This is a genomic window from Klebsiella sp. RIT-PI-d (assembly GCF_001187865.1).
In the GTDB taxonomy this organism is placed as follows: Bacteria; Pseudomonadota; Gammaproteobacteria; order Enterobacterales; family Enterobacteriaceae; genus Superficieibacter.
In genome coordinates this window covers 527,292-551,426 of sequence record NZ_LGIT01000003.1, presented here as the reverse complement: position 1 = coordinate 551,426, position 24,135 = coordinate 527,292, and the positions used below count along the sequence as shown (strand labels likewise).

The 24,135-nt window shown below is 54.5% G+C and carries 22 protein-coding genes; all 22 read left to right on the top strand.

Annotated features, from left to right (window positions below; all coding sequences use genetic code 11):
• Position 1 precedes the first annotated feature (1 nt).
• The 22 genes from amiB (at position 2) to AC791_RS02935 (ending at position 24,047) form a co-directional block, all read left to right on the top strand.
• Entirely contained in the window at positions 2-1,366 is a 1,365-nt protein-coding gene (amiB, locus tag AC791_RS03040; protein ID WP_049839005.1) for an N-acetylmuramoyl-L-alanine amidase AmiB, read from the top strand.
• Between the two features lie 9 nt (positions 1,367-1,375).
• A complete protein-coding gene (mutL, locus tag AC791_RS03035) occupies positions 1,376-3,211 on the top strand; it encodes a DNA mismatch repair endonuclease MutL (protein ID WP_049839004.1) in 1,836 nt (611 codons plus the stop codon).
• A gap of 37 nt (positions 3,212-3,248) precedes the next feature.
• Positions 3,249-4,154, top strand: coding sequence for a tRNA (adenosine(37)-N6)-dimethylallyltransferase MiaA (gene miaA / locus AC791_RS03030; RefSeq protein WP_416202286.1), 906 nt, complete (start codon positions 3,249-3,251; stop codon positions 4,152-4,154).
• Positions 4,155-4,242: 88 nt separating this feature from the next.
• Positions 4,243-4,554, top strand: coding sequence for an RNA chaperone Hfq (hfq, locus tag AC791_RS03025; protein WP_049839002.1), 312 nt, complete (start codon positions 4,243-4,245; stop codon positions 4,552-4,554).
• Between the two features lie 74 nt (positions 4,555-4,628).
• A complete protein-coding gene (gene hflX, locus AC791_RS03020; RefSeq protein ID WP_049839001.1) occupies positions 4,629-5,909 on the top strand; it encodes a ribosome rescue GTPase HflX in 1,281 nt (426 codons plus the stop codon).
• Between the two features lie 100 nt (positions 5,910-6,009).
• On the top strand, positions 6,010-7,266 hold the full coding sequence (hflK, locus tag AC791_RS03015) for an FtsH protease activity modulator HflK (protein WP_049839000.1): 1,257 nt from the start codon (positions 6,010-6,012) through the stop codon (positions 7,264-7,266).
• 2 nt (positions 7,267-7,268) lie between these two features.
• Positions 7,269-8,273, top strand: coding sequence for a protease modulator HflC (hflC, locus tag AC791_RS03010; RefSeq protein ID WP_049838999.1), 1,005 nt, complete (start codon positions 7,269-7,271; stop codon positions 8,271-8,273).
• Positions 8,274-8,352: 79 nt separating this feature from the next.
• Positions 8,353-8,550 (top strand): DUF2065 domain-containing protein, encoded by a 198-nt coding sequence (locus AC791_RS03005; RefSeq protein ID WP_049838998.1) that lies wholly within the window; start codon positions 8,353-8,355, stop codon positions 8,548-8,550.
• A 100-nt stretch (positions 8,551-8,650) separates the two neighbouring features.
• The gene (locus tag AC791_RS03000) at positions 8,651-9,949 is read left to right on the top strand and encodes an adenylosuccinate synthase (RefSeq protein ID WP_049838997.1); all 1,299 of its coding nucleotides are present in this window, start codon (positions 8,651-8,653) and stop codon (positions 9,947-9,949) included.
• 168 nt (positions 9,950-10,117) lie between these two features.
• Entirely contained in the window at positions 10,118-10,543 is a 426-nt protein-coding gene (gene nsrR, locus AC791_RS02995; protein ID WP_049838996.1) for a nitric oxide-sensing transcriptional repressor NsrR, read from the top strand.
• A gap of 38 nt (positions 10,544-10,581) precedes the next feature.
• Positions 10,582-13,047 carry a ribonuclease R gene (gene rnr, locus AC791_RS02990; RefSeq protein WP_049838995.1) on the top strand — a complete coding sequence of 822 codons (2,466 nt, stop codon included), beginning with the start codon at positions 10,582-10,584 and terminating at the stop codon, positions 13,045-13,047.
• A gap of 238 nt (positions 13,048-13,285) precedes the next feature.
• Positions 13,286-14,284, top strand: a complete 999-nt coding sequence (locus tag AC791_RS02985) for a D-cysteine desulfhydrase (RefSeq protein WP_049838994.1) — start codon at positions 13,286-13,288, stop codon at positions 14,282-14,284.
• Positions 14,281-15,009 (top strand): aspartate/glutamate racemase family protein, encoded by a 729-nt coding sequence (locus tag AC791_RS02980; RefSeq protein WP_049838993.1) that lies wholly within the window; start codon positions 14,281-14,283, stop codon positions 15,007-15,009. Before AC791_RS02985 ends, AC791_RS02980 begins: the two co-directional genes overlap by 4 nt.
• Positions 15,010-15,032: 23 nt before the next feature.
• Complete coding sequence (locus AC791_RS02975) at positions 15,033-16,034, top strand: glycine betaine ABC transporter substrate-binding protein (RefSeq protein ID WP_077264587.1); 1,002 nt, start codon at positions 15,033-15,035, stop codon at positions 16,032-16,034.
• Complete coding sequence (locus tag AC791_RS02970; RefSeq protein ID WP_049838992.1) at positions 16,031-16,801, top strand: ABC transporter permease; 771 nt, start codon at positions 16,031-16,033, stop codon at positions 16,799-16,801. Before AC791_RS02975 ends, AC791_RS02970 begins: the two co-directional genes overlap by 4 nt.
• Positions 16,801-17,580 carry an ABC transporter ATP-binding protein gene (locus tag AC791_RS02965; protein WP_049838991.1) on the top strand — a complete coding sequence of 260 codons (780 nt, stop codon included), beginning with the start codon at positions 16,801-16,803 and terminating at the stop codon, positions 17,578-17,580. The genes AC791_RS02970 and AC791_RS02965 overlap by 1 nt, the downstream gene beginning before the upstream one ends.
• Before the next feature lie 55 nt (positions 17,581-17,635).
• Positions 17,636-18,853 carry a M20 family metallopeptidase gene (locus tag AC791_RS02960; protein WP_049838990.1) on the top strand — a complete coding sequence of 406 codons (1,218 nt, stop codon included), beginning with the start codon at positions 17,636-17,638 and terminating at the stop codon, positions 18,851-18,853.
• 23 nt (positions 18,854-18,876) lie between these two features.
• Positions 18,877-20,439 carry an ABC transporter substrate-binding protein gene (locus AC791_RS02955; RefSeq protein ID WP_049838989.1) on the top strand — a complete coding sequence of 521 codons (1,563 nt, stop codon included), beginning with the start codon at positions 18,877-18,879 and terminating at the stop codon, positions 20,437-20,439.
• A gap of 12 nt (positions 20,440-20,451) precedes the next feature.
• Entirely contained in the window at positions 20,452-21,408 is a 957-nt protein-coding gene (locus AC791_RS02950; RefSeq protein ID WP_049838988.1) for an ABC transporter permease, read from the top strand.
• Positions 21,405-22,265 (top strand): ABC transporter permease, encoded by an 861-nt coding sequence (locus tag AC791_RS02945; protein WP_049838987.1) that lies wholly within the window; start codon positions 21,405-21,407, stop codon positions 22,263-22,265. Before AC791_RS02950 ends, AC791_RS02945 begins: the two co-directional genes overlap by 4 nt.
• The gene (locus tag AC791_RS02940; protein ID WP_049838986.1) at positions 22,258-23,250 is read left to right on the top strand and encodes an ABC transporter ATP-binding protein; all 993 of its coding nucleotides are present in this window, start codon (positions 22,258-22,260) and stop codon (positions 23,248-23,250) included. The genes AC791_RS02945 and AC791_RS02940 overlap by 8 nt, the downstream gene beginning before the upstream one ends.
• The gene (locus tag AC791_RS02935; RefSeq protein ID WP_072094277.1) at positions 23,247-24,047 is read left to right on the top strand and encodes an ATP-binding cassette domain-containing protein; all 801 of its coding nucleotides are present in this window, start codon (positions 23,247-23,249) and stop codon (positions 24,045-24,047) included. Before AC791_RS02940 ends, AC791_RS02935 begins: the two co-directional genes overlap by 4 nt.
• Positions 24,048-24,135 lie beyond the last annotated feature (88 nt).

Here is a 24,135-nt window from a genome sequence, read left to right as displayed (position 1 = left end):
GATGATTTATCGTATGCATAAGTGGTTAGTATCGCTGTTGGTTCTGCTGTGCACGCAGGCTGGCGCGGCAAACCTGTCTGATATCCAGGTCTCTAATGGCGATCGTCAGGCCCGTATTACCTTTAGTTTTATCGGCGATCCCGAGTATGCTTTTTCTCAGGACAACAATCGTACTGTGGCGCTCGATATCAAGCAGACCGGCGTGATCCAGGGATTACCGTTACAATTTAGCGGTGACAACCTGGTAAAAGCAATTCGGTCAGGGACGCCAAAAGATAACCAGTCGCTGCGGCTGGTGGTCGATCTCACGCAAAATGGCAAAACGCGTGCCGTGAAACAGCAAAACGGCGGGAATTATACCGTCGTATTCACCATCAATGCCGATGCGCCACCACCACCGCCACCTGCGCCAGTAGTGGTACAGCCGCGTGTCGTACCGCCTGTTGTGGCACAAAATAGACCGGTACAGCCGGTACAGCCGGTACAGCCAGCACAACCGGCGAAAAATCCGTTTAAAACAGACAGCGATCGTATAACCAGCGTTACCAGCAGTAATACGGTGACGCGGCCTGCGACGCGTGCACGTACCGCGCCGGGCGAGAAAATTATTATTGCCATTGATGCAGGGCATGGCGGACAGGATCCCGGGGCGATTGGCCCGGGCGGTACGCGTGAGAAAAATGTCACCATCGCTATCGCGCGTAAATTACGTACCTTGCTTAATAACGATCCTGCGTTTAAAGCGGTGCTGACCCGCGATGGCGACTACTTTATTTCGGTGATGGGCCGCTCGGACGTAGCGCGTCAGCAAAATGCCAACTTCCTGGTGTCGATTCATGCTGACGCCGCCCCCAATCGCGACGCGACAGGAGCATCGGTATGGGTGCTGTCAAACCGCAGGGCAAACAGTGAAATGGCAAGCTGGCTTGAGCAGCACGAGAAACAGTCTGAGCTGCTCGGCGGCGCGGGTGATGTGCTTGCCAATAGCCAGTCCGATCCCTATCTGAGCCAGGCGGTACTGGATTTACAATTCGGTCATTCACAGCGCGTCGGGTATGATGTCGCCGTGAATATGCTCGGCCAGCTTCAGCGTATTGGATCGCTGCATAAGCGACGTCCTGAGCATGCCAGCCTGGGCGTTTTGCGCTCGCCGGATATTCCGTCCGTGCTGGTGGAAACCGGATTTATCAGTAATAACGGTGAGGAGCGACTGCTCGGCAGCGATGATTATCAGCAGCAGCTCGCCAACGCGATTTACCAGGGCCTGCGCACTTACTTCCAGACGCATCCGATGCAGCCCGGTCCGCAGAGCGGAGCCGGGCAAGTTGCCAGCGCATCGTCGCCAGGTGGGATGCTACTTAACTAAGGAGATTTCATGCCGATTCAGGTTCTGCCGCCGCAGCTTGCAAACCAGATTGCCGCCGGTGAGGTGGTTGAACGCCCTGCGTCGGTAGTGAAAGAGCTGGTTGAGAACAGCATTGATGCCGGTGCAACCCGTATTGATATTGATATCGAGCGCGGCGGTGCAAAGTTAATTCGCATCCGCGATAACGGCTGCGGTATTAAAAAAGAGGAGCTGGCGCTGGCGCTGGCCCGTCACGCTACCAGTAAAATCACGACGCTTGACGATCTGGAAGCGATTATCAGTCTTGGGTTTCGTGGTGAAGCGCTGGCCAGTATCAGTTCGGTTTCGCGTCTTACCCTGACCTCACGTACCGCTGAGCAGACGGAGGCCTGGCAGGCCTACGCAGAAGGCCGTGATATGGACGTGACGGTCAAACCTGCTGCGCACCCCGTCGGGACAACGCTGGAAGTCCTCGATCTCTTTTACAATACCCCCGCCCGGCGCAAATTCATGCGCACGGAAAAAACGGAATTTAACCATATCGACGAGATCATCCGTCGTATTGCCCTGGCGCGTTTTGACGTCACCATCAACCTGAATCATAACGGTAAAATGGTACGCCAGTATCGGGCCGTACAGCCCAACTCGCCACGAGAACGTCGGATGGGGTCCATTTGTGGAACGGCTTTTCTTGAGCAGGCGCTGACCATTGAGTGGCAGCATGGCGACCTGATGCTGCGCGGCTGGGTGGCTAAACCACAGGGAACGACGGCGGCGCTGGCTGAGATCCAGTACAGCTATGTTAACGGACGGATGATGCGTGACCGCCTGATCAATCACGCTATTCGTCAGGCCTGCGAAGACAAGCTGGGAATCGATCAGCAGCCTGCGTTTGTCCTTTATCTGGACATTGATCCGCATCAGGTTGATGTCAACGTCCATCCTGCCAAGCATGAGGTGCGCTTTCATCAGTCGCGGCTGGTTCACGATTTCATTTATCAGGGCGTACTGAGCGTTTTCCAGCAGGACAGTGATGCCTCACTTCCGCTGGCCGAAGAGCACGCGCCTGCACCACGGCATATACCGGAGAACCGTGTCGCCGCCGGACGGAATCAATTTGCCGAACCGGCTCCGGCGCGTGAGGCTCCTGCTGCACGCTCTCCCGCACCTGCGGGCGGGGCAGGCTGGCCTGGCGCCCAGCCGGGCTATCAGAAAAAGCAAGGCTCGCTGTATCGCGAACTTCTGCAAACGCCTGCACCTGCGCGTGAAGCACGGGAACCGAAACCCTCAGCCCCGGCACTTGAAGGACACAGCCAGAGTTTTGGCCGGGTGCTAACTATTTTACAGGCCGAATATGCCCTGATGGAGCAGGAAGGCCGGCTCTATTTACTCTCGCTGCGCGTGGCAGAACGCTGGCTGAGACAGGCGCAGCTTACCCCCGGTAAAAACGAGATTTGCGCCCAGCCGCTGCTCATTCCGCTGCGTCTGAAAGTCGCCTCGTCCGAAATGGCCGCGCTCAATGCTGCGCAGGCGTTACTGGCAAAATTGGGGATTGAATTTCAATCAGATGCGCAATATGTGACAATTCGCGCCGTGCCTTTACCCTTACGGCAACAAAATTTACAAAACTTGATTTCTGAACTGATAGGCTACCTGGCGCAGCACACAACACTTCTTGTGGATGACATTGCGTTATGGCTTGCGCGTAATCTGGCAAGTGAACATAGCCAGTGGAATATGGCGCAGGCTATCGCCGTTCTGGCAGACGTTGAGCGTCTTTGCCCCCATTTAGTCGTGTCGCCGCCAGGCGGATTATTACAACCTGTAGAGATACACACGGCGATGAACGCCCTGAAAGATGAGTAACGTGAAACAAGCAGAACAACCCCAGGCAATTTTTTTAATGGGACCCACAGCTTCCGGTAAAACCGCGTTAGCGATTGAGTTACGTAAAGTTTTGCCAGTAGAGTTGATAAGTGTCGATTCCGCCCTTATCTATCGGGGGATGGATATCGGCACCGCTAAGCCGGACGCAGCAGAACGCCGCGCTGCGCCGCACCGCTTATTAGACATTCTCGATCCTGCACAGTCCTATTCCGCGGCCGATTTTCGTCGCGATGCGCTCAACGAGATGGCAGAGATTATCGCAGCGGGCCGTATTCCGCTGCTGGTCGGCGGAACGATGTTGTATTTCAAGGCGTTACTTGAAGGGCTATCGCCGCTGCCTTCAGCGGACCCACAGGTCAGAGCTACGATTGAACAACAGGCTGCAGAGCAGGGGTGGGACGCATTACATCGGCAACTCCAGGAGATAGATCCGGTTTCAGCCGCGCGTATTCATCCAAATGATCCGCAAAGACTTTCCCGGGCACTGGAAGTTTTTTTCATTTCGGGTAAAACTTTAACGGAACTGACGCAAACGTCAGGAGAGGCTCTGCCTTACAAGGTGCATCAGTTTGCCATCGCCCCGGCGAGCCGTGAACTGCTCCATCAACGCATTGAGCAGCGTTTTCATCAGATGTTAGCTTCAGATTTTGAAGCAGAAGTGCGAGCGCTTTTTGCTCGTGGAGATTTGCATACGGACATGCCTTCCATTCGTTGTGTGGGATATCGCCAGATGTGGTCTTATCTTGAAGGTGAGATTTCATACGATGAAATGGTTTATCGAGGTGTTTGCGCCACGAGGCAGTTAGCTAAACGCCAGGTAACCTGGTTGCGAGGGTGGGAAGGGGTTCACTGGCTGGATAGTGAAAAACCGGAACAGGCGCGCGACGCGGTGTTACAGGTTGTTGGTGCTAACGCTCATTGAATGTGTACAATTGAGTCGAATCGTGCGCAATTTGCAGAATCGTAAGGTTCTAAGTACAAAACAAGCATACATATAAGGAAAAGAGAGAATGGCTAAGGGGCAATCTTTACAAGACCCGTTCCTGAACGCATTACGTCGGGAACGCGTTCCGGTTTCTATTTATTTGGTGAATGGTATTAAGCTGCAAGGTCAAATTGAATCCTTCGATCAGTTCGTGATTTTGTTGAAAAACACGGTCAGCCAGATGGTGTATAAGCACGCCATTTCAACCGTTGTTCCGTCTCGTCCAGTATCCCATCATAGCAACAATGCAACCGGTGGCACTGGCAGCAACTACCATCACGGTAGTAACGCGCAGGGTTCTTCTGCGTCCCAGCAAGACAGTGACGATAACGAGTAAGTTATTCGCTGTTTTTCCAGGCAGGGGAGCTTGTAATTTCAGGTTCCCCGCTGGTCATTAATGAGGGTTTACGCTTGTTTGACCGTTATGATGCCGGTGAGCAGGCGGTACTGGTACACATCTATTTTACGCAAGACAAAGATATGGAAGATTTACAGGAGTTTGAATCCCTGGTCTCTTCCGCCGGTGTCGAAGCAATTCAGGTGATTACCGGTAGCCGTAAAGCACCGCACCCCAAGTATTATGTTGGTGAAGGTAAAGCAGTTGAAATTGCGGAAGCCGTAAAAGCGACTGGAGCGTCAGTCGTGCTGTTTGATCACGCCTTGAGTCCGGCCCAGGAACGTAATCTGGAACGCTTATGCGAGTGCCGGGTAATTGACCGTACCGGTCTCATCTTAGATATTTTTGCCCAGCGCGCCCGTACCCATGAGGGTAAGTTACAGGTCGAGCTGGCACAGCTTCGCCATATGGCAACACGCCTTGTGCGCGGCTGGACGCACCTTGAAAGGCAAAAAGGCGGGATAGGTTTGCGCGGCCCGGGTGAAACCCAGCTCGAAACCGACCGTCGTTTACTTCGCGATCGAATTGTTCAGATCCAGTCACGGCTGGCGAAAGTTGAGAAGCAACGTGAGCAGGGGCGTCAATCGCGTATTAAAGCCGACATCCCGACCGTTTCATTAGTCGGTTATACCAACGCCGGGAAATCGACGTTGTTTAATCAGATAACAGAATCTCAGGTTTACGCAGCGGATCAACTCTTCGCAACGCTGGACCCTACGCTACGCCGCATCGATGTCGCCGATGTCGGGGAAACCGTACTGGCGGACACCGTTGGGTTTATCCGCCATTTACCACACGATCTGGTCGCGGCATTTAAAGCTACGCTGCTGGAAACGCGTCAGGCGACGCTGTTGCTGCACGTTGTTGATGCTGCGGATGTTCGGGTACAGGAAAACGTAGATGCGGTGAATACGGTGCTTGAAGAGATTGACGCGCACGAAATTCCCACGCTACTGGTTATGAACAAAATTGATGCGCTGGACGATTTCGCGCCGCGTATCGATCGTGATGAAGAGAATAAACCGACCCGCGTCTGGCTTTCCGCGCAGACCGGAGCGGGCGTACCACTGCTTTTTGAGGCTTTGACTGAACGGCTTTCCGGTGAAATAGCCCAGCACACGCTACGGCTACCTCCGCAGGAAGGGCGTCTGAGAAGCCGTTTTTATCAGCTTCAGGCAATAGAAAAAGAGTGGTTAGAGGACGACGGCAGTATCAGTCTGCAAATTCGCCTGCCAATTGTTGACTGGCGTCGCCTCTGTAAACAAGAACCTGCTCTGGTTGATTATATTATTTAACCCGACTGAAGCTATTTTCCCTCTTTTGGAGGATGCCCGGGACATTTGCAGCACAGGTGTGCCGGGTATATCACCGCAATAACAAATATGGAGTACAGACATGGCGTGGAACCAGCCCGGTAATAACGGACAAGACCGCGACCCCTGGGGGAGCAATAAACCTGGCGGCAACCCCGGTGGGAATGGAAATAAAGGTGGTCGTGAACAGGGACCGCCCGATCTGGACGATATCTTTCGCAAGCTAAGTAAAAAGCTTGGCGGTTTTGGCGGCGGTGGAAAAGGCAATAGCGGTGGGGCACCACAAGGCCCGCGCACCCAAATGGGTGGCCGCATTGTCGGTATTATCGTTGTGGCGCTGGTTATTTTCTGGGCGGCCAGTGGTTTCTATACCATCAAAGAAGCGGAGCGTGGCGTAGTGACGCGTTTCGGTAAGTTCAGTCATCTGGTTGAGCCGGGTCTGAACTGGAAACCGACATTTATTGATGACGTGACGGCCGTTAACGTTGAAGCCGTGCGTGAACTGGCCGCTTCCGGCGTGATGCTGACCTCTGATGAAAACGTGGTGCGCGTTGAAATGAACGTGCAGTATCGAATTACCGATCCGCGTCGCTATCTGTTCAGCGTGACCAGTGCGGACGACAGTCTGCGTCAGGCAACGGACAGCGCCCTGCGTGGTGTAATCGGTAAGTACACCATGGACCGTATTCTGACCGAAGGTCGTACCGTTATTCGTAGCGATACTCAGCGTGAGCTGGAAGAGACGATTCGTCCGTACAATATGGGGATCACTCTGCTGGACGTTAACTTCCAGGCAGCCCGTCCGCCGGAAGCCGTTCAGGCGGCATTTGACGATGCAATCTCCGCCCGTGAAAACGAGCAGCAGTCAATTCGTGAAGCAGAAGCGTACAGCAACGAAGTACAGCCGCGTGCAAACGGTTCGGCGCAGCGTATTCTTGAAGAGGCCCGCGCTTATAAAACGCGTACCGTGTTAGAAGCACAGGGTGAAGTGGCGCGCTTTGCCAAAATGCTGCCGGAATATAAAGCCGCCCCGGAAATTACCCGCGAGCGTCTGTATATTGAAACCATGGAAAAAGTGCTGAGTCATACCCGTAAAGTGCTGGTGAATGACAAAGGCGGTAACCTGATGGTTCTGCCGCTGGACCAGATGCTGAAAGGTAATAGTGCGTCCTCAGCACAGAACGAGCGCAGCGGTGCGGATACGCTTCTGCGTCAGCCACCTGCGACATCGCGCGGCAACAGCGGTGCAAATAAAACATCGTCTGCCGATCAGAGCGATATCATGGACCAACGCCGCGCTAACGCGCAGCGTAACGACTACCAGCGTCAGGGGGAATAACGATGCGTAAGTCTGTTATTGCGATAATTATCATCGTGCTGGTAGTGCTTTACACCTCATTGTTTGTGGTGAAAGAAGGTGAGCGTGGGATTACCATGCGCTTCGGTAAAGTACTGCGTGACAACGATAACAAACCGCTGGTTTTTGAGCCGGGCCTGCACTTTAAGGTTCCGTTCATTGAATCAGTCAAAATGCTCGACGCCCGTATCCAGACCATGGATAACCAGGCAGATCGCTTTGTCACCAAAGAGAAGAAAGATCTGATTGTTGACTCCTATATCAAATGGCGGATCAGCGACTTTAGCCGTTACTTCCTGGCAACCGGCGGTGGCGACGTTTCTCAGGCAGAAGTGCTGCTGAAACGTAAATTCTCTGACCGACTGCGTTCTGAGATTGGTCGTCTGGACGTTAAAGATATCGTCACTGACTCCCGTGGTCGTCTGACCATTGAAGTTCGCGAAGCCCTGAACTCAGGTTCTTCCGGTGCAGAAGATGAAGTGGCAACGCCTGGTGCAGATAACGAAATTGCCAAGGCAGCAGAACGCGTTTCGGCGGAAACTAACGGTAAAGTGCCGGTAGTGAACCCGAACAGTATGGCGGCCCTCGGTATTGAAGTTGTCGATGTGCGAATCAAGCAGATCAACCTGCCGACCGAAGTATCTGAGGCGATTTATAACCGTATGCGCGCCGAGCGTGAAGCGGTAGCGCGTCGTCACCGTTCACAGGGTGAAGAAGAGAAAGAGAAAATCCAGGCAGCCGCGGATTATGAAGTTACCAAAACGCTGGCAGAAGCCGAGCGTCAGGGACGTATCATGCGCGGTGAAGGCGATGCAGAAGCAGCAAAACTGTTTGCTGATGCGTTTAGCCGGGATCCGGATTTCTATGCCTTCATTCGTAGCCTGCGTGCGTATGAAAGCAGCTTCCAGAGCAACCAGGACGTGATGGTCCTCAGCCCGGATAGCGATTTCTTCCGTTATATGAAGACGCCGACTAACGCTACGCGTTAATATTGCATTAGCAACGAGCTGATTAAAACCACCGTTCCTCTTCGCGAGAACGGTGGTTTTCTTTTTCTACAGGGAAAATATGAACTCCACCATATTACTGGCACTTGCCCTGGTTTTAGTCCTTGAAGGACTGGGACCAATGCTTTATCCGCGTGCATGGCGCAAAATGATTGCTGCAATGACTCAGCTACCCGATACTATTTTACGGCGTTTTGGCGGTGGACTTGTGGTTGCCGGGTTTGTGATCTACTACATGTTGAGGAAAACGATTGGCTGATCAAAAAATGGGCGGGTTTGCTTTTTTTTACGGCTAAAAAGTGCTGTAACTCTGAAAAAGCGGTGGTAGAATCCATTTTTAAGCAATCGGTGATTTTAAAATGGGTAACAACGTCGTCGTTCTGGGCACCCAATGGGGTGACGAAGGTAAAGGCAAGATCGTAGATCTTCTGACTGAACGGGCTAAATATGTGGTGCGCTATCAGGGCGGTCACAATGCAGGCCATACTCTCGTAATCAACGGTGAAAAAACCGTTCTTCATCTTATTCCATCAGGTATTCTCCGCGATAACGTTACCAGCATCATCGGTAATGGCGTGGTGCTGTCGCCTGCTGCGTTAATGAAAGAGATGAAAGAGCTGGAAGACCGTGGTATCCCGGTTCGTGAGCGTCTGTTGCTCTCTGAAGCCTGCCCGCTGATCCTCGACTATCACGTCGCACTGGACGTGGCGCGTGAAAAAGCACGCGGCGCGAAAGCTATCGGTACCACCGGTCGTGGTATCGGGCCGGCTTATGAAGATAAAGTTGCTCGTCGCGGTCTGCGCGTCGGCGATCTGTTCGACAAAGCCACGTTTGCCGACAAACTGAAAGAAGTGATGGAATATCACAACTTCCAGCTGGTGAACTTCTATAAAGCAGACGCTGTTGACTACCAGAAAGTGCTGGACGATGTTATGGCCGTAGCCGACATTCTTACTGCAATGGTTGTTGATGTCTCCGACCTGCTGGACCAGGCACGTCAGCGCGGCGATTTCGTCATGTTCGAAGGTGCGCAGGGTACGCTGCTGGATATCGACCACGGGACTTATCCGTACGTCACCTCTTCCAACACCACCGCAGGCGGCGTAGCCACCGGCTCGGGTCTGGGTCCGCGCTATGTAGATTACGTGCTCGGCATCATCAAAGCGTACTCCACGCGTGTGGGTGCAGGTCCATTCCCGACCGAACTGTTTGATGACACCGGCGAGTTCCTGTGTAAACAAGGTAACGAATACGGTGCAACCACCGGTCGTCGTCGTCGTACCGGCTGGCTGGACGTGGTGGCCATAAAACGTGCGGTGCAGATCAACTCTCTGTCCGGCTTCTGCCTGACCAAGCTGGACGTGCTGGACGGTCTGAAAGAAGTGAAAATCTGCGTCGGCTACCGTATGCCGGATGGCCGTGAAGTGACCGTTACGCCGCTGGCAGCCGACAATTGGGAAGGTATTGAGCCGATTTATGAAACGCTGCCGGGCTGGTCTGAAACCACGTTTGGTGTGAAAACCCGTGATGGTCTGCCGCAGACCGCGTTGGATTACATCAAGCGCATTGAAGAACTGACGGGCGTTCCGGTTGATATCATCTCTACCGGTCCGGATCGTACTGAAACCATGATCCTGCGCGATCCGTTCGACGCATAATGATTTAGCCACTGGCCTGCGACCAAACGCGCAGGCCAGATAAGCTTAACCCGTCCTGAATTCCTGCCTTTTGCCCCTACCCTGAACAAATAAATTAGCGGCCTGACGGTTGGCTGGTTTATCATCACTATTATAAATATCCGTATTTTCCCCTGTTTTGAGGTTGATGTGCAGTTAACGAGTTTTACCGATTACGGACTGCGTGCGCTAATCTATATGGCATCGCTACCGACCGGGCGCATGACCAGCATTTCTGAGGTTACCGACGTGTATGGGGTATCCCGAAATCACATGGTCAAAATTATCAATCAGCTTAGTCGGGCGGGCTATGTCACCGCCGTGCGGGGAAAAAATGGCGGTATTCGGCTGGGAAAACCGGCTGAAACTATTCGTATCGGTGATGTTGTGCGTGAACTTGAGCCGCTTACGCTGGTGAACTGTAACAGCGCATTTTGTCACATTACGCCAGCCTGTCGCCTCAAACAGGCGCTTTCACAAGCCGTGCAGAGCTTCCTCAGGGAACTGGATAATCTCACGCTGGCTGATTTGGTTGAAGAAAATCAACCGCTTTATAAATTATTACTGGTGGAGTAACTATTATTGTCACCAGCGTTGACGACGGAGGAACCGCTATGTCACAAGATCCTTTCCAGAACCGCGAAGCAGAAAAATACGCGAACCCTATCCCGAGCCGGGAATTTATCCTCGAACATCTGACCAAACGTGAAAAACCGGCCAACCGTGAAGAGCTGGCGGTTGAACTTAATATCGAAGGCGAAGAACAGACGGAAGCGCTGCGTCGCCGCCTGCGCGCCATGGAGCGCGACGGCCAGCTGGTTTTCACTCGCCGTCAGTGCTACGCGCTGCCGGAACGTCTTGACCTGCTTAAGGGCATTGTCATTGGCCATCGCGACGGCTTTGGTTTCCTGCGCGTTGAAGGACGTAAGGACGATCTCTATCTCTCCAGCGAGCAGATGAAAACCTGCATTCATGGCGATCAGGTTCTGGCTCAGCCGCTGGGTGCCGATCGTAAAGGTCGTCGCGAAGCGCGTATTGTTCGCGTGCTGGTACCGAAAACCAGTCAAATTGTTGGCCGCTACTTTACCGATGCCGGCGTAGGCTTTGTGGTCCCGGATGATAGCCGTCTGAGCTTCGACATCCTGATCCCGCCGGAAGAGGTGATGGGCGCGCGCATGGGCTTTGTGGTAGTGGTCGAACTGACCCAGCGTCCAACCCGACGTACCAAAGCCGTGGGTAAAATCGTTGAAGTGCTGGGCGATAACATGGGTACCGGCATGGCCGTTGATATGGCGCTGCGCACCCATGAAATCCCGTATATCTGGCCGCAGGCCGTTGAAGAGCAAATAGCCCACCTGAAAGAACAGGTGCCGGAAGAAGCCAAAGTTGGCCGCGTCGATCTGCGCAACCTGCCGCTGGTGACCATTGATGGCGAAGATGCCCGCGACTTTGATGATGCCGTTTATTGCGAGAAAAAACGCGGCGGCGGCTGGCGTTTGTGGGTGGCCATTGCTGACGTCAGCTATTACGTTCGTCCCCCTACGCCGCTCGATCAGGAAGCCCGTAACCGTGGCACGTCAGTTTACTTCCCCTCGCAGGTGATCCCGATGCTGCCGGAGGTGCTGTCCAACGGCCTGTGTTCGCTAAACCCGCAGGTTGACCGCCTGTGTATGGTCTGTGAGATGACCATTTCGTCGAAGGGTCGTCTGACCGGCTTTAAATTCTACGAAGCGGTGATGAGCTCTCATGCGCGTCTGACCTATACCAAAGTCTGGCATATGCTACAGGGCGATCAGGAGCTGCGCGAGCAGTATGCGCCGCTGGTTAAACACATCGAAGAACTGCATAACCTGTATAAAGTGCTGGATGTGGCGCGTGATGAGCGCGGCGGGATCTCCTTTGAAAGTGAAGAAGCTAAGTTTATTTTTAATGCTGAACGCCGCATCGAACGTATTGAGCAGACCCAGCGCAATGACGCCCATAAGTTGATTGAAGAGTGCATGATCCTGGCGAACATCTCAGCGGCACGCTTCGTTGAAAAAGCCGAAGAGCCTGCGCTATTTCGTATTCACGATAAGCCGACGACCGAGGCAATCACCTCCTATCGCTCCGTTCTGGCAGAACTGGGGCTGGAATTGCCGGGCGGTAATAAGCCAGAACCGCGCGACTATGCGGCGCTGCTGGAATCGATTGCCGATCGTCCGGATGCCGAAATGCTGCAAACCATGCTGCTGCGCTCAATGAAACAGGCGATTTACGATCCTGAAAATCGCGGGCACTTCGGTCTGGCGCTGACCTCTTACGCTCACTTTACGTCGCCTATTCGCCGTTATCCTGACCTGTCGTTGCACCGGGCCATCAAATATCTGCTGGCGAAAGAGCAGGGGCATAAGGGTAACAGTACCGATACCGGCGGGTATCACTACTCCATGGAAGAGATGCTACAGCTTGGGCAGCACTGTTCAATTGCTGAACGCCGCGCCGATGAAGCGACGCGCGACGTCTCCGACTGGCTGAAGTGTGATTTTATGCTGGATCAGGTGGGCAACGTCTTCCCGGGCGTCATTGCCAGCGTTACCGGTTTTGGTTTCTTTGTCCGTCTGAGCGATCTGTTTATTGATGGTCTGGTCCACGTCTCGTCACTGGATAATGACTATTACCGTTTTGACCAGGTCGGTCAGCGTCTGATTGGTGAATCTGGCGGTCAGACATACCGTCTTGGCGATCGGGTAGAAGTGCGCGTCGAAGCGGTAAATATGGACGAACGCAAGATCGACTTCTCACTGATCTCCAGCGAGCGCGCGCCGCGTAATGAAGGTAAAACCGCGCGTGAAAAAGCTAAAAAAGGCGCACCGGCTAAAAATGCCGGCAGACGTCGCCAGACCGGCAAGAAAGTCAATTTCGAGCCGGATAGCGCATTCCGTGGTAGCAAAGGCAAAAGTAAACCGAAAACTGAGAAAACGGAAAAAGCAGATGCCAACAAAAGCGTGAAGAAGGCGAAAAAGCCGTCGGCAAAAACGCAAAAAATCGCGGCGGCCACCAAAGCCAAACGCGCAGCGAAAAAGAACGCCGTTGAATAATCCGCTTAAATAACCCTCTTCACCTGAAGAGGGTTATTCTTTTTTCATTGATGCTATACCCTTTCGTTATAGAAACGCCTTTTATCTCCCCTGATTACGTCCTTATCTCAATTCCGGGAATCGATATTTTTAATAGTTTATTAGCGGCTGAAATCAGATGTGTATAGTCAATCACACGATATTTGTAGAGCCGGAAAACAGCGCTCGTTAAATAGAATGTGATTTAAAAGGAGCAATTATGCATCTGGCCCGATTTCCCCGGCTATCCCTTGGCCATTTTCCCACACCATTAGAGCCGCTCACTAATTTAACGCAATTATTAGGCGGTCCGAAAATATGGATCAAGCGCGATGACGCGACGGGTCTGGCGACCGGCGGGAATAAAACCCGTAAGCTGGAGTTTCTGCTGGCCGATGCGCTGCAAAATAATGCCGACGTTATTATTACCCAGGGCGCGACGCAATCTAATCACGTGCGTCAGACGATTGCCGGTGCCGCAAAACTGGGTCTGAAAGCGAAGGTGCTGCTGGAAAAACGGGTGACAGACTTTGGTGAGGATTATCAGCTCTCGGGTAATGTTCAGCTGGACCGATTGCTCGGCGGCGAAATAGTTGCCCATCTGCCGGGCGGAACTGATATGCAGAAGGCGATGGACGATTATGCCGCCGAACTGCGCGAGCAGGGACATAATCCGTATGTGATCCCCGGCGGCGGCTCTAATGCGATTGGCGCGCTTGGCTATGTTGCCTGCGCCGAAGAGTTGCTGTATCAATCTTCACAACAGCGTTTACGCATCGATCACGTGGTTCACGCCACCGGCAGTACCGGGACGCAGGCCGGACTGGTAGCCGGATTTACGGCGACCTATAGCGCTGTTCCGGTGCTTGGGATCAGCGTACGTGCGCCAAAAGAGAAACAGGAAGAAAACGTCTGGAATCTGGCGAGCCGGACTCGTGAGCTGCTCGGCGTACCGGGCGATCTCCCGCGTGAGGCGGTGGTGGCGAACAGCGATTACGTGGGTGACGGCTACGGTCTGCCGACAGACGGTATGCTGGAAGCGCTTCATCTGCTGGCGCAACATGAAGGGATCTTACTGGACCCGGTGTACTCCGGTAAAGGTATGGCCGGCCTTATCGACCTGATCCGCAAAGGCCATTTCAGTAAAGATGATAATGTCGTGTTTATCCATACCGGCGGTGCAGCAGGGCTGTTCGGCTATCGTCAGGTCTTTGAATGACGACGCCGCCGTTCCTTCTGGGCGTACTGGGCGGAATGGGACCGCTGGCCACCGTTGATTTTATGTCGACCCTGCTTGCCCTGACGCCTGCCACTCGCGATCAGGAGCAAATCCCAACGGTAGTCTGGAACGTGCCGCAAATTGCGGACCGGCAGGATGCGCTGGCAGGTCGCGGACCGTCGCCACTCCCTCAGCTATTAAACGGTATTGAGAAGCTCAACCAGGCGGGCGCCAGCCATATTGTCATCCCCTGTAATACGGCTCACCACTGGTACTCTGCGTTAAGCAACGCCAGCCGCGCGCCACTCATCCACATGGTGGACGCGACAATCGCGACGGTAGCGGCAAACGATCCCGTCCCCCGGCGTATCGGCATTATTGCCACTAAAGGGACTCTGGAGGCCGGCTGGTATCAGCATGGACTACAACAGCATGGCATTACGGCAGTGGTACCGGATGAGGTTGAGCTTAATACCTGGTTCGTGCCGGGCTGCTATGCGGTAAAGCGTGGTGAACTCGCAGAAGGGGGGGCTGCTTTTTTACAGCAGGCAAAAGCCCTGTTTGAGCGCGGAGCGCAAAATCTGATCCTTGCCTGCACTGAGGTTCCCGTTGCTCTGCGGGCAGTGAACGCTCCTTTCTTACCGCTGACCTTTGATCCCGCAAGGGCACTGGCCGGACGATGTTCCGCATTATGGCAGGATCACCGCACCTCTTATTTAACGTAACTGAATTACGCAAAGGATAAAAAATGAAAAAAAGTTTCTGCTTATTACTCGCAGCGGGAGGCTTGTGGGCCAACGTCAGCAGTGCACAAACGCCGCCCGAAGTTCGGGTTGCATACAGCGGCGGCTCTCAGGTATTAATGCTGGCGAAAGCGGACGGCTCGCTGGATAAAGCACTCAACAGTAAAGTTAAATGGGTGCAATTTGCCTCCGGCGCGGATGCTTTAAGTTATTTCGCCAGTGACGCTATTGATATTGCGAATTTTGGCTCCAGCCCGGCGACCGCCGGAATTGTGCGTAAATTACCGGTAGAAATTATTGGCGTCTCAGGCGTGATTGCCAGTTACGAACGTTTAATTGGTAAAGACGGTATTCGTAATATTAAGGATATCGAAGGGAAACGCGTGGCATATCCGCCAAATTCCACCGCGCAATATGCGCTGGAAGCGGCAATTAGCGTGAATAAACTCGACCGTAGCAAAATAACGCTGCTGCCGCTGCGTCCGGCGGAAATGGTGGCGGCGTGGAAACGTGGCGATATTGACGCAGGTTACGTCTGGGCACCGTTTGCTCAGGAGCTGGAATCCTCCGGCGGTCATCAGGTGTTTGCCACCAAAGATCTGCAAAAAGACGGGTATCTGATTTACAACAACTACGTGGTGCGTAAAGCCTTTGCGGAGAAATATCCGCAGGCGGTCAGTGCCTTCCTGCGCGTGCATCAACAAAAAGTTGACGAGTTCAAACGCGATCCTGAACGCGCAGCGGGCATCGTCGCCAAAGAAGTTGGTGCGCCAGTGACGACGGCGGCCAATACGCTGGGCGGGCTGGAGTATCCGACCCTGAGCGAGCAGGGAACCGTCGCCTGGCTGGGCGACGGTACACAGACCACGGACAGCGGGATCGGCAAGGCGCTGACCAAAACCTCGAATTTCCTCGCCGGCATCGGTGAAATCCGCAAGCGTGATATCCCTGCCAACTGGGATGCGGCCATCAATTCACGTTATATCCGGGAAGCCGCCGCAAAATGAAATTAGGTCAGCATGTCGCGATAAGCGTGGTGTCGGTGGCGATCTTTTTTAGCCTCTGGCAGATCGCCGCGCTACAGCAATGGGTGGATCCGCTGCTGCTGCCGTCCCTGACGGACATCGGTTTAACCGCCGAAGAACTGCTGGCGGACGGCTATCGCCAGGTGCCGCTGTGGGAGCATATCGCGGTCAGCCTGGCGCGGGCGCTCAGTGCGTTTTCCGTGGCGATTATTATCGGTATTCCACTGGGGCTGCTGATGGGGATGTCGGAAGGCCTGTCCGCCGTCCTTAACCCTTTTGTACAGTTTCTGCGTCCGCTGCCGAAAATCGCGCTGATCCCGCTGGCCGTCGTCTGGCTGGGCATTGGCGAATCGTCGAAGTTTTTCCTGATTTTTATTGCCACGTTTCTCAGCGTGGTGGTGGGCGCCAGCGCAGCGGTAGAACGTATTGGCCGTTCGCGTATCCGCGTGGCGCAGACTCTGGGAGCAAGCCGGCGGCAGATTTTTCTGCGCGTTGTTCTGCCGGATACGCTCCCGGATCTGTTTACGACCGTGCGCTTGTCGATAGGCATTGGCTGGACCTCGCTGATTGCCGCTGAAATGGTTGCCGCCAGCTCAGGGCTTGGCTGGATGGTAATTAATGCCAGCGCCTATCTGCGTACCGACATTGTCATGCTTGGCATACTGCTGCTTGGCAGTATTGGCTATCTGCTGGATTTACTACTCCTGGGGCTGCAACGACTGCTGGTGCCCTGGGCGGGGAAAGAGTGATGACACACCCGATTGCACTGGAAAATGTATCGTTAACGTTTGCGGCAACGCCACAGCCGCTGAATGTACTGGAAGACGTTTCATTAACGCTGACTAAAGGAGAATTTGTGGTCCTGCTGGGGCCGTCTGGCTGCGGTAAATCCACCATCCTCAATCTGGTCGCCGGATTTACCCGCCCGGACAGCGGGCAGGTACTGGCGGGAGGAGAACGGGTACAGCGGCCGGGACCGAGCCGGGGAATGATTTTTCAACAGCCGACGCTGTTTCCCTGGCTGTCGGTTCTCGATAACGTCACCTTCGGCCCGCGCCTGGGGCGACATCATAAACATGAGGTCAATGCGCAGGCCATGGACTGGCTGGCACGCGTCGGGCTTAAAGGCTTTGAAAACCATGCGCCGTGGCAGCTTTCCGGCGGCATGAAACAGCGTGTGGCCCTGGCCCGGGCCTGGCTTCCGGGACCGGAGGTGCTGCTGCTGGATGAGCCTTTTGGTGCGCTGGATGCGCAAACGCGTTTGATGATGCAGGAGTTGCTCTACACCGCATGGCTGGAAACGGACACAACCCTGCTGTTTGTCACGCATGATGTCGACGAAGCGCTCTTTCTTGCCGATCGGATCCTTATCATGTCGGCCCGTCCCGGAAAAATCGTCGAGGAGATTATTCTGCCGTTTGGTCGCGAGCGCGACATTGAAACGTTTGCTGAACATCCACAGTACGGTGAGATCAAACATCACGTGCTGCATCGCGTTCGTCAGGAGGCAAAACGTCATCTGAGCTAATTCGTTATTCCCGTTAGCGGGATCTAATCAACCGTTACTACGTGAGGTGAAAGCCATGAGCACAAGCGAGTTACAACATCGTGTAGACCAGAGTATTCATCAGCGCCGCGACGACTATATTGCGATTGCGAAAGATATCCACGCGCACCCGGAAACCGGGAATAACGAGTATTACGCCAATGAGATCTTAACGACGCTGTTAACGCGGCATGGATTTACCGTTACCTCCAACGTGGCCGGGCACGAAACCGCTTTTTACGCGGTAAAAAGGGGCGCGAAGCCCGGGCCGACGGTGGCCTATCTGGCAGAGTACGACGCACTGATCGATATTGGTCATGCGTGCGGACATAATATTATTGGCGTGACCAGCATTGCGGCAGCGATTGCGCTGAGTGAAACCCTGGATCGCACCGGCGGTAGCGTAGTGGTCCTGGGAACGCCAGCAGAGGAGGGCGGACTGCGCGGCAAAGGCGGCATCAACGGCAATGTCAAAGCTCGCTTTGTCGAGCACGGATTCCTGGATGAAGTTGATGTAGCGCTGATGGTGCATCCGTCAGGAAAAACGCGTCTTACCGGGCCGACGCTTGCCAATAATCATCTCTATTTTCATTTTTACGGTAAACCTTCTCACGCGGGCAGCTCGCCGCATAAAGGCGTCAACGCGCTGGATGCGCTGGTACTGCTGTACAACGGTATCAGCGTATTGCGCCAGCAGCTTCCTGACGGCGTGCGGATCCACGGCATTATTACCAACGGCGGTCAGGCGCCGAACGTGATCCCGGAATACGCTTCCGGGCATTTTTACATTCGCGCCGCCACCCGTGAGCAGGTACTGGCGCTGGAGCCTCGTGTGCGTGCGATTGCAGAAGGCGCCGCGCTGGCAACCGGTACCTCGGTGAAAATAGAACATCAAGTTGGCCCGCGCGACTTCCGCATTAATCATGCGCTCAACGCGGTGCTGCTGGACGAATTCACCGCCGCCGGCGAGTTCGTGGATCTCAATGAGAAGGCGGGATTAGGCTCGACCGACGCGGGGGATATCAGTCATGCGGTACCGACCGCCCATCCTTATATCAAAATTGGACCTGACGATCTGATTGGTCATACCGTCGCATTTCGCGAAGCGGCTAATTCCATCAGGGGCTATGAGGCGCTGATTACCGGCGCGCAGGTGCTGGCGCGTACCGGCCTGCGCCTGCTGACCGACTCCGCGTTGTTAGAGAATATCAAAGTTGAGTTTGCCGGGCGTAAGACGTCCACGCAGGCCGCATAAATCCGAACCGGAGCACGATAATAATGAAAATGCTGTTTTCTGCCGCCGCGCTCATGCTGGCGGCAACATTACCCTGGGGATCCGTGCAGGCGGCAAGTGTGGATCGCAACGCGGTACTGAACATTGCCTATGGCAACCGTCCCGGCACGCTGGATCCGTACCTTACTACTAATAACGCTACGTCGGATGTGGATCGGCATATTTTCGAAACGCTGTTCACCATCAACGCCAAATTCGAGCCCGTACCGGAGCTGGTGCAGAGCTATACCCTGAGTGATGATCGCAAAACCTATACGTTTGTGCTGCGCGAAGGCATTCACTTTCATGACGGGCAGTTACTCACGGCAGATGATGTTGTGGCTTCAATGAACCGCTGGTTGACGACCTCAACTCAGGGAAAAGCCAATCTACCCGGCGTACACTTTGTCAAAGTGGATGCAAAAACGGTTAGCCTGACGCTGCCTGCCCCCTCGCTAATTACCCTGAACGTACTGGCCGATGTCAAAAATATTGCTGCTATTATGCCAAAACGCATTATTGATGCGGCAAACAGCAGTAAAAAACCGGTGACGGAGCTGGTGGGAACGGGGCCTTATCGGCTGGCGGCGTTTAAGCAGGGGGATTACCTGCACCTGACCCGCTTTGATCAATACGTTTCGCGCAGTGAAGCACCCAGCGGCCTTGCCGGGCAGAAAAAAGCGGACGTGAAGGATATCTGGTTTCGCTATATTACGGACGAGTCAACCCGCCTGGCCGGAGCGATGACCGGCGAATACGATCTCGTTTTTCAGTTACCGAAAGACAATATTGAAACGTTGCAAAATGCGCCAGAAATCTCCCTCTTCCAGCCGCAAAGCGGCGGATCGCTGATTACCTATTTGTTTAATAAACATCAGGGGCCGTTTGCTAACGTAAAACTGCGACAGGCGTTTAACCTGGCGCTGGATGTTCATCAGACGCTATTGGCAGGCTACAGCGATCCGCGCTTCTTTAAGGAAGATCCGTCGCTGGGGTTCCCGGATCAGGTGGACTGGTACAGTGACGCCGGTAAACCGTACTGGAACCAGCGCAAGCTGGACGAGGCGCGTAAGCTGGTACAGGATTCCGGCTATAAAGGCGAAGAAGTGGTCATCATCGCCACCAAAGAGTATGCCGAACTGTATAACCTGGCGATTGTCGCCCAGCAGGTCCTGAAGCAGATTGGCGTGAAATCGCGCCTCGATGTCTATGACTGGCCAACGGTGCTTCAGCGTCGTCAGGATCCGAAAAATTTCGATCTCTGCGCGCTGGAGTTTTCCATGCGTCAGGTGCTGCATCAATATCCATTCCTCGACTCGCGAGCCAAATTTCCTGGCCTGAGTAACAGTGCGGAAATCGACGCAACCCTGGATGCAATAAAACAATCGCCCTCGCTGAAAGACGCGAAGGGACTGGTGGACCAGCTTAATGTCCAGCTCTGGCAATACCTGCCGGTCATCGTGCTGGGGCGCACCGCGCCGGATGCGGTGGCAATTAAAACTAACGTGAAAGGGTATCAGGACCTGATTGGTCCGGTGCTGTGGAACGTTAGCGTCAGCAAGACCTGACCGGAGTGCACCATGAGAGGATTTCTTTTTCATCGTCTGCTGGCGCTGCTACCGGTGCTGCTGGTGGTATCGATTGTTGTGTTTTGCCTGGTTCATCTGGCTCCGGGCGATCCGGTGCTGGTGATCCTCGGTAACGATGCCAGCCCCGCCGATATTGCCGGGCTGCGTCAGCAGATGGGACTGGATCAACCTGTGATGGTGCAGTTTTTTCGCTGGTTCGGCGCCGTATTGCGTGGAGATCTTGGGCACTCGCTCTTTCTGGATACCAGCGTGATGGGGCTGTTTTTACAACATCTCGCGCCGACGCTATCGCTGGCGCTTTACGCCCAGGTGATTGCCCTGACTCTGGGGTTGACCGGCGGCGTTATCAGCGCCTGGCAGCATGGACGCCTGGCGGATCGCAGTATTCGCGCGCTGGCAACGCTTGGAATGTCAGTACCGGGTTTTCTGCTGGGACTGTTGCTGATTTTCGTTTTCGCCGTGCAATTACGCTGGTTCCCGGTAGTTGGCTATCGTTCGACCCATAACGATCTGCTGCTCAATCTCTGGTATTTGACGCTGCCCGCCATCGCGCTCGGATTTCGTATAGCAGCGCTGATCGCGCGTATGACGCGGGCGGTGATGCTGGATGTTCTGCAGGAAAATTTCATTAACACTGCCCGGGCGAAAGGGGTGCCTGAGCGGCGGGTACTGCTGCGGCACACGCTAAAAAATGCGCTTATTCCTGTCCTGACCATTTGCGGCGAGTCCTTCGCCGGGCTAATTACCGGAACCATCGTAATTGAAAGCGTCTTTGGGATCCCCGGCGTCGGATCGCTGATTGTTGACTCGATCGAGCGCCGCGACGTGACGGTGATCCAGGGGGTGGTGCTGTTGATCACCGTATGCTACGTGCTGATCAATCTGGCGGTCGATGTGCTGAATTATTTTGCCGATCCGCGACTCTCTCTTGAAGGGGGTGAAAATTGATAACGCCACGACATCCTGGGCTATGGATTTGGCCGCTGCTGCTGGTGGCAATCGTGATACTGTCGTTTTTTGCGAGCGCGATAAGCCACTGGGATCCTTATACTATCGATCCGTTAAGCCGCCTGAAACCGCCGGATGCGACGCACTGGTTTGGCACGGATAACTTTGGTCGCGATCTTTTCGTCCGCGTGATGCTGGCGGTGCGAATATCCTTCAGTGTGGGTGCGGCGGTAGCGGTTATATCGGGCATCGCGGGCATGGTGATTGGTCTACTGTGTGCCTGGTATCGCCCGGTTGACCGCATATTGATGCGTATCTGCGACGGCCTGTTTGCCTTTCCCTCGCTGCTGCTGGCGATTGCCATCGTCGGCGTGCTGGGGCCAAAAATAACCAATGTGGTGCTGGCGCTCTCGCTGGTCTACGTCCCCTGTATCGCCAGAGTGATCCGCGGCGCGGCGATGGTTATCAAAGCGAAAAACTTCATCGAAGCGCTACGGGCTCAGGGCGCATCATCCGCGCGTATTATCTGGCTGCACCTGCTGCCAAATGTGATTTCACCTTTTATCGTGCAGGTCAGCTGGGTATTTTCAGTCGCCATACTCACTGAAGCGGCGCTGAGCTTTCTTGGATCCGGCGTGCCTGCGCCTGTACCCAGCCTCGGCAATTTACTGCTTGAAGGGAAAGCGGTCATTTTTACCGCATGGTGGATGACTCTCTTTCCCGGAGTGGGAATTGTGCTGCTGATCCTCGCGCTGAATATTATCGGCGACGATCTGCGGGATAGCGCCGATCCGGGACTGAAACCGCTTCCGCGCCGCATTTTACGTCGCTTAACACGAGGAGATCAGCATGGCTGAAACGTTGCTTCGGGTCGATGATTTACGCGTTAATTTCGCCACCCGGCACGGCGTGGTAGCGCCGGTGCGCGGCATTTCATTTCAGGTCAACGCTCATGAGACGCTGGGCATTATCGGTGAATCCGGCTGCGGGAAGAGCGTCACCGCGCAGGCGCTGATGGGCCTGCTTCCGCCGCGAACCAGCCGGGTCAGCGGTGATATTACCCTGGCAGGACGCGCTCTCCATTCACTGTCATCCAACGCGCGCAGGCGACTCAACGGGCAGGCAATGGCGATGATTTTTCAGGACCCGCTCTCCAGCCTCAATCCAGTCCTGACTGTCGGTTTTCAGATTGATGAAAGTCTGCGCTTGCATACCGCACTTGATCTTTCTCAGCGGCGCGAAAAAATTCTCACTCTGCTCCAGCAGGTCGGTATTACCGATCCTCAACGCTGCGCCAGCGCGTGGCCGCATGAGCTGTCAGGTGGGATGCGCCAGCGGATCATGATTGCGATGGCAATTGCCAGTTCACCGGCATTACTCATTGCTGATGAGCCTACTACCGCGCTGGATGCAACGATCCAGGCACAAATTCTCGATCTTCTGGATGAGATCAAGCAGCAAACGGGAATGGGGATCGTTTTTATTACGCACGATCTCAGCGTGGTTGCCCGGCTATGTCAGCGGGTGGTGGTGCTATATGCTGGAGAGGTGGTGGAAGAAACCGATGTTCTGACGTTATTTGCCCGGCCGCGTCACCCTTACACTCTTGCGTTACTCGCTGCGCGTCCGTCCGCGGACAGTCAGCCAAAAAGCGAGCTAAGGGAAATTGCCGGGCAGGTTCCCTCGCTGTATACGCCGCCCTCCGGCTGCGCGTTTGCCGACCGCTGCCCGCTGGCTCAACCACGTTGTCGGGCGCAGGGGCCCGCATTACGCTCCGTCGACATTCCTTCTCACCGGGTGCGCTGCTGGCGGGCCGATGAAACCGGAGTCTTATTATCATGATTACACCGCTCTTAACCGTACGCCATTTGTCGAAAACATTTCAGCGTCGTGGCCACAAGGTGCTGGCGGTAGATGATGTCAGCTTTACCATTCAGGCAGGAGAAACCTGGGCGCTGGTGGGGGAGTCCGGCAGCGGAAAAAGCACGACTGGACGCGTGCTGCTCGGGTTGACGCCAGCCTCGGGTGGCGATGTTATCTTTGAGGGCACCTCTCTGCTCTCGCAAAATGCCGGACAGTGGCGCGGCACGCGTAAAGCGTTGCAGATGATATTTCAGGATCCGCTCTCCTCTCTCGATCCGAAACGGAGCATCGGTTATAGCCTGGAAGAACCCTTGATTATTCATGGCATCAAAAATCGCCAGCGGGCCGTGGCGGAGATGTTGACTCAGGTTGGATTGAAAGCCGAAGATGCCAGACGTTATCCGCATGAATTTTCTGGCGGTCAGCGGCAACGCATTGGTATTGCGCGGGCGTTAATCCTTAAACCGAAGCTGATTGTGTGTGACGAGCCCGTCTCTGCGCTTGATGTGTCGATACAATCGCAAATCCTTAATTTACTGATGGCCCTCCAGCGCGAGTATGGGCTTGCCTACTTATTTATTTCTCACGATCTCAATGTCGTTCGACATATTGCCGATCGTGTTGGCGTCATGCACCGCGGTAAAATTGTTGAACAGGGCGACTGTGGGCAAATTTTTGCCCACCCTGCGCATCCTTATACCCGGTACTTGCTGGAGGCGATCCTGCCCGCACATCCCGCGGGCATGCAGGCCGCTGATCTTGTCGCGAACGGATAACCTTCGCGCGGGAGTCGACCTGCGGGCTGTGTCGGTTATAATGGGCAAGTAATCCCGATAACCCGGCGCAACCCGCCTAAAATGAGTA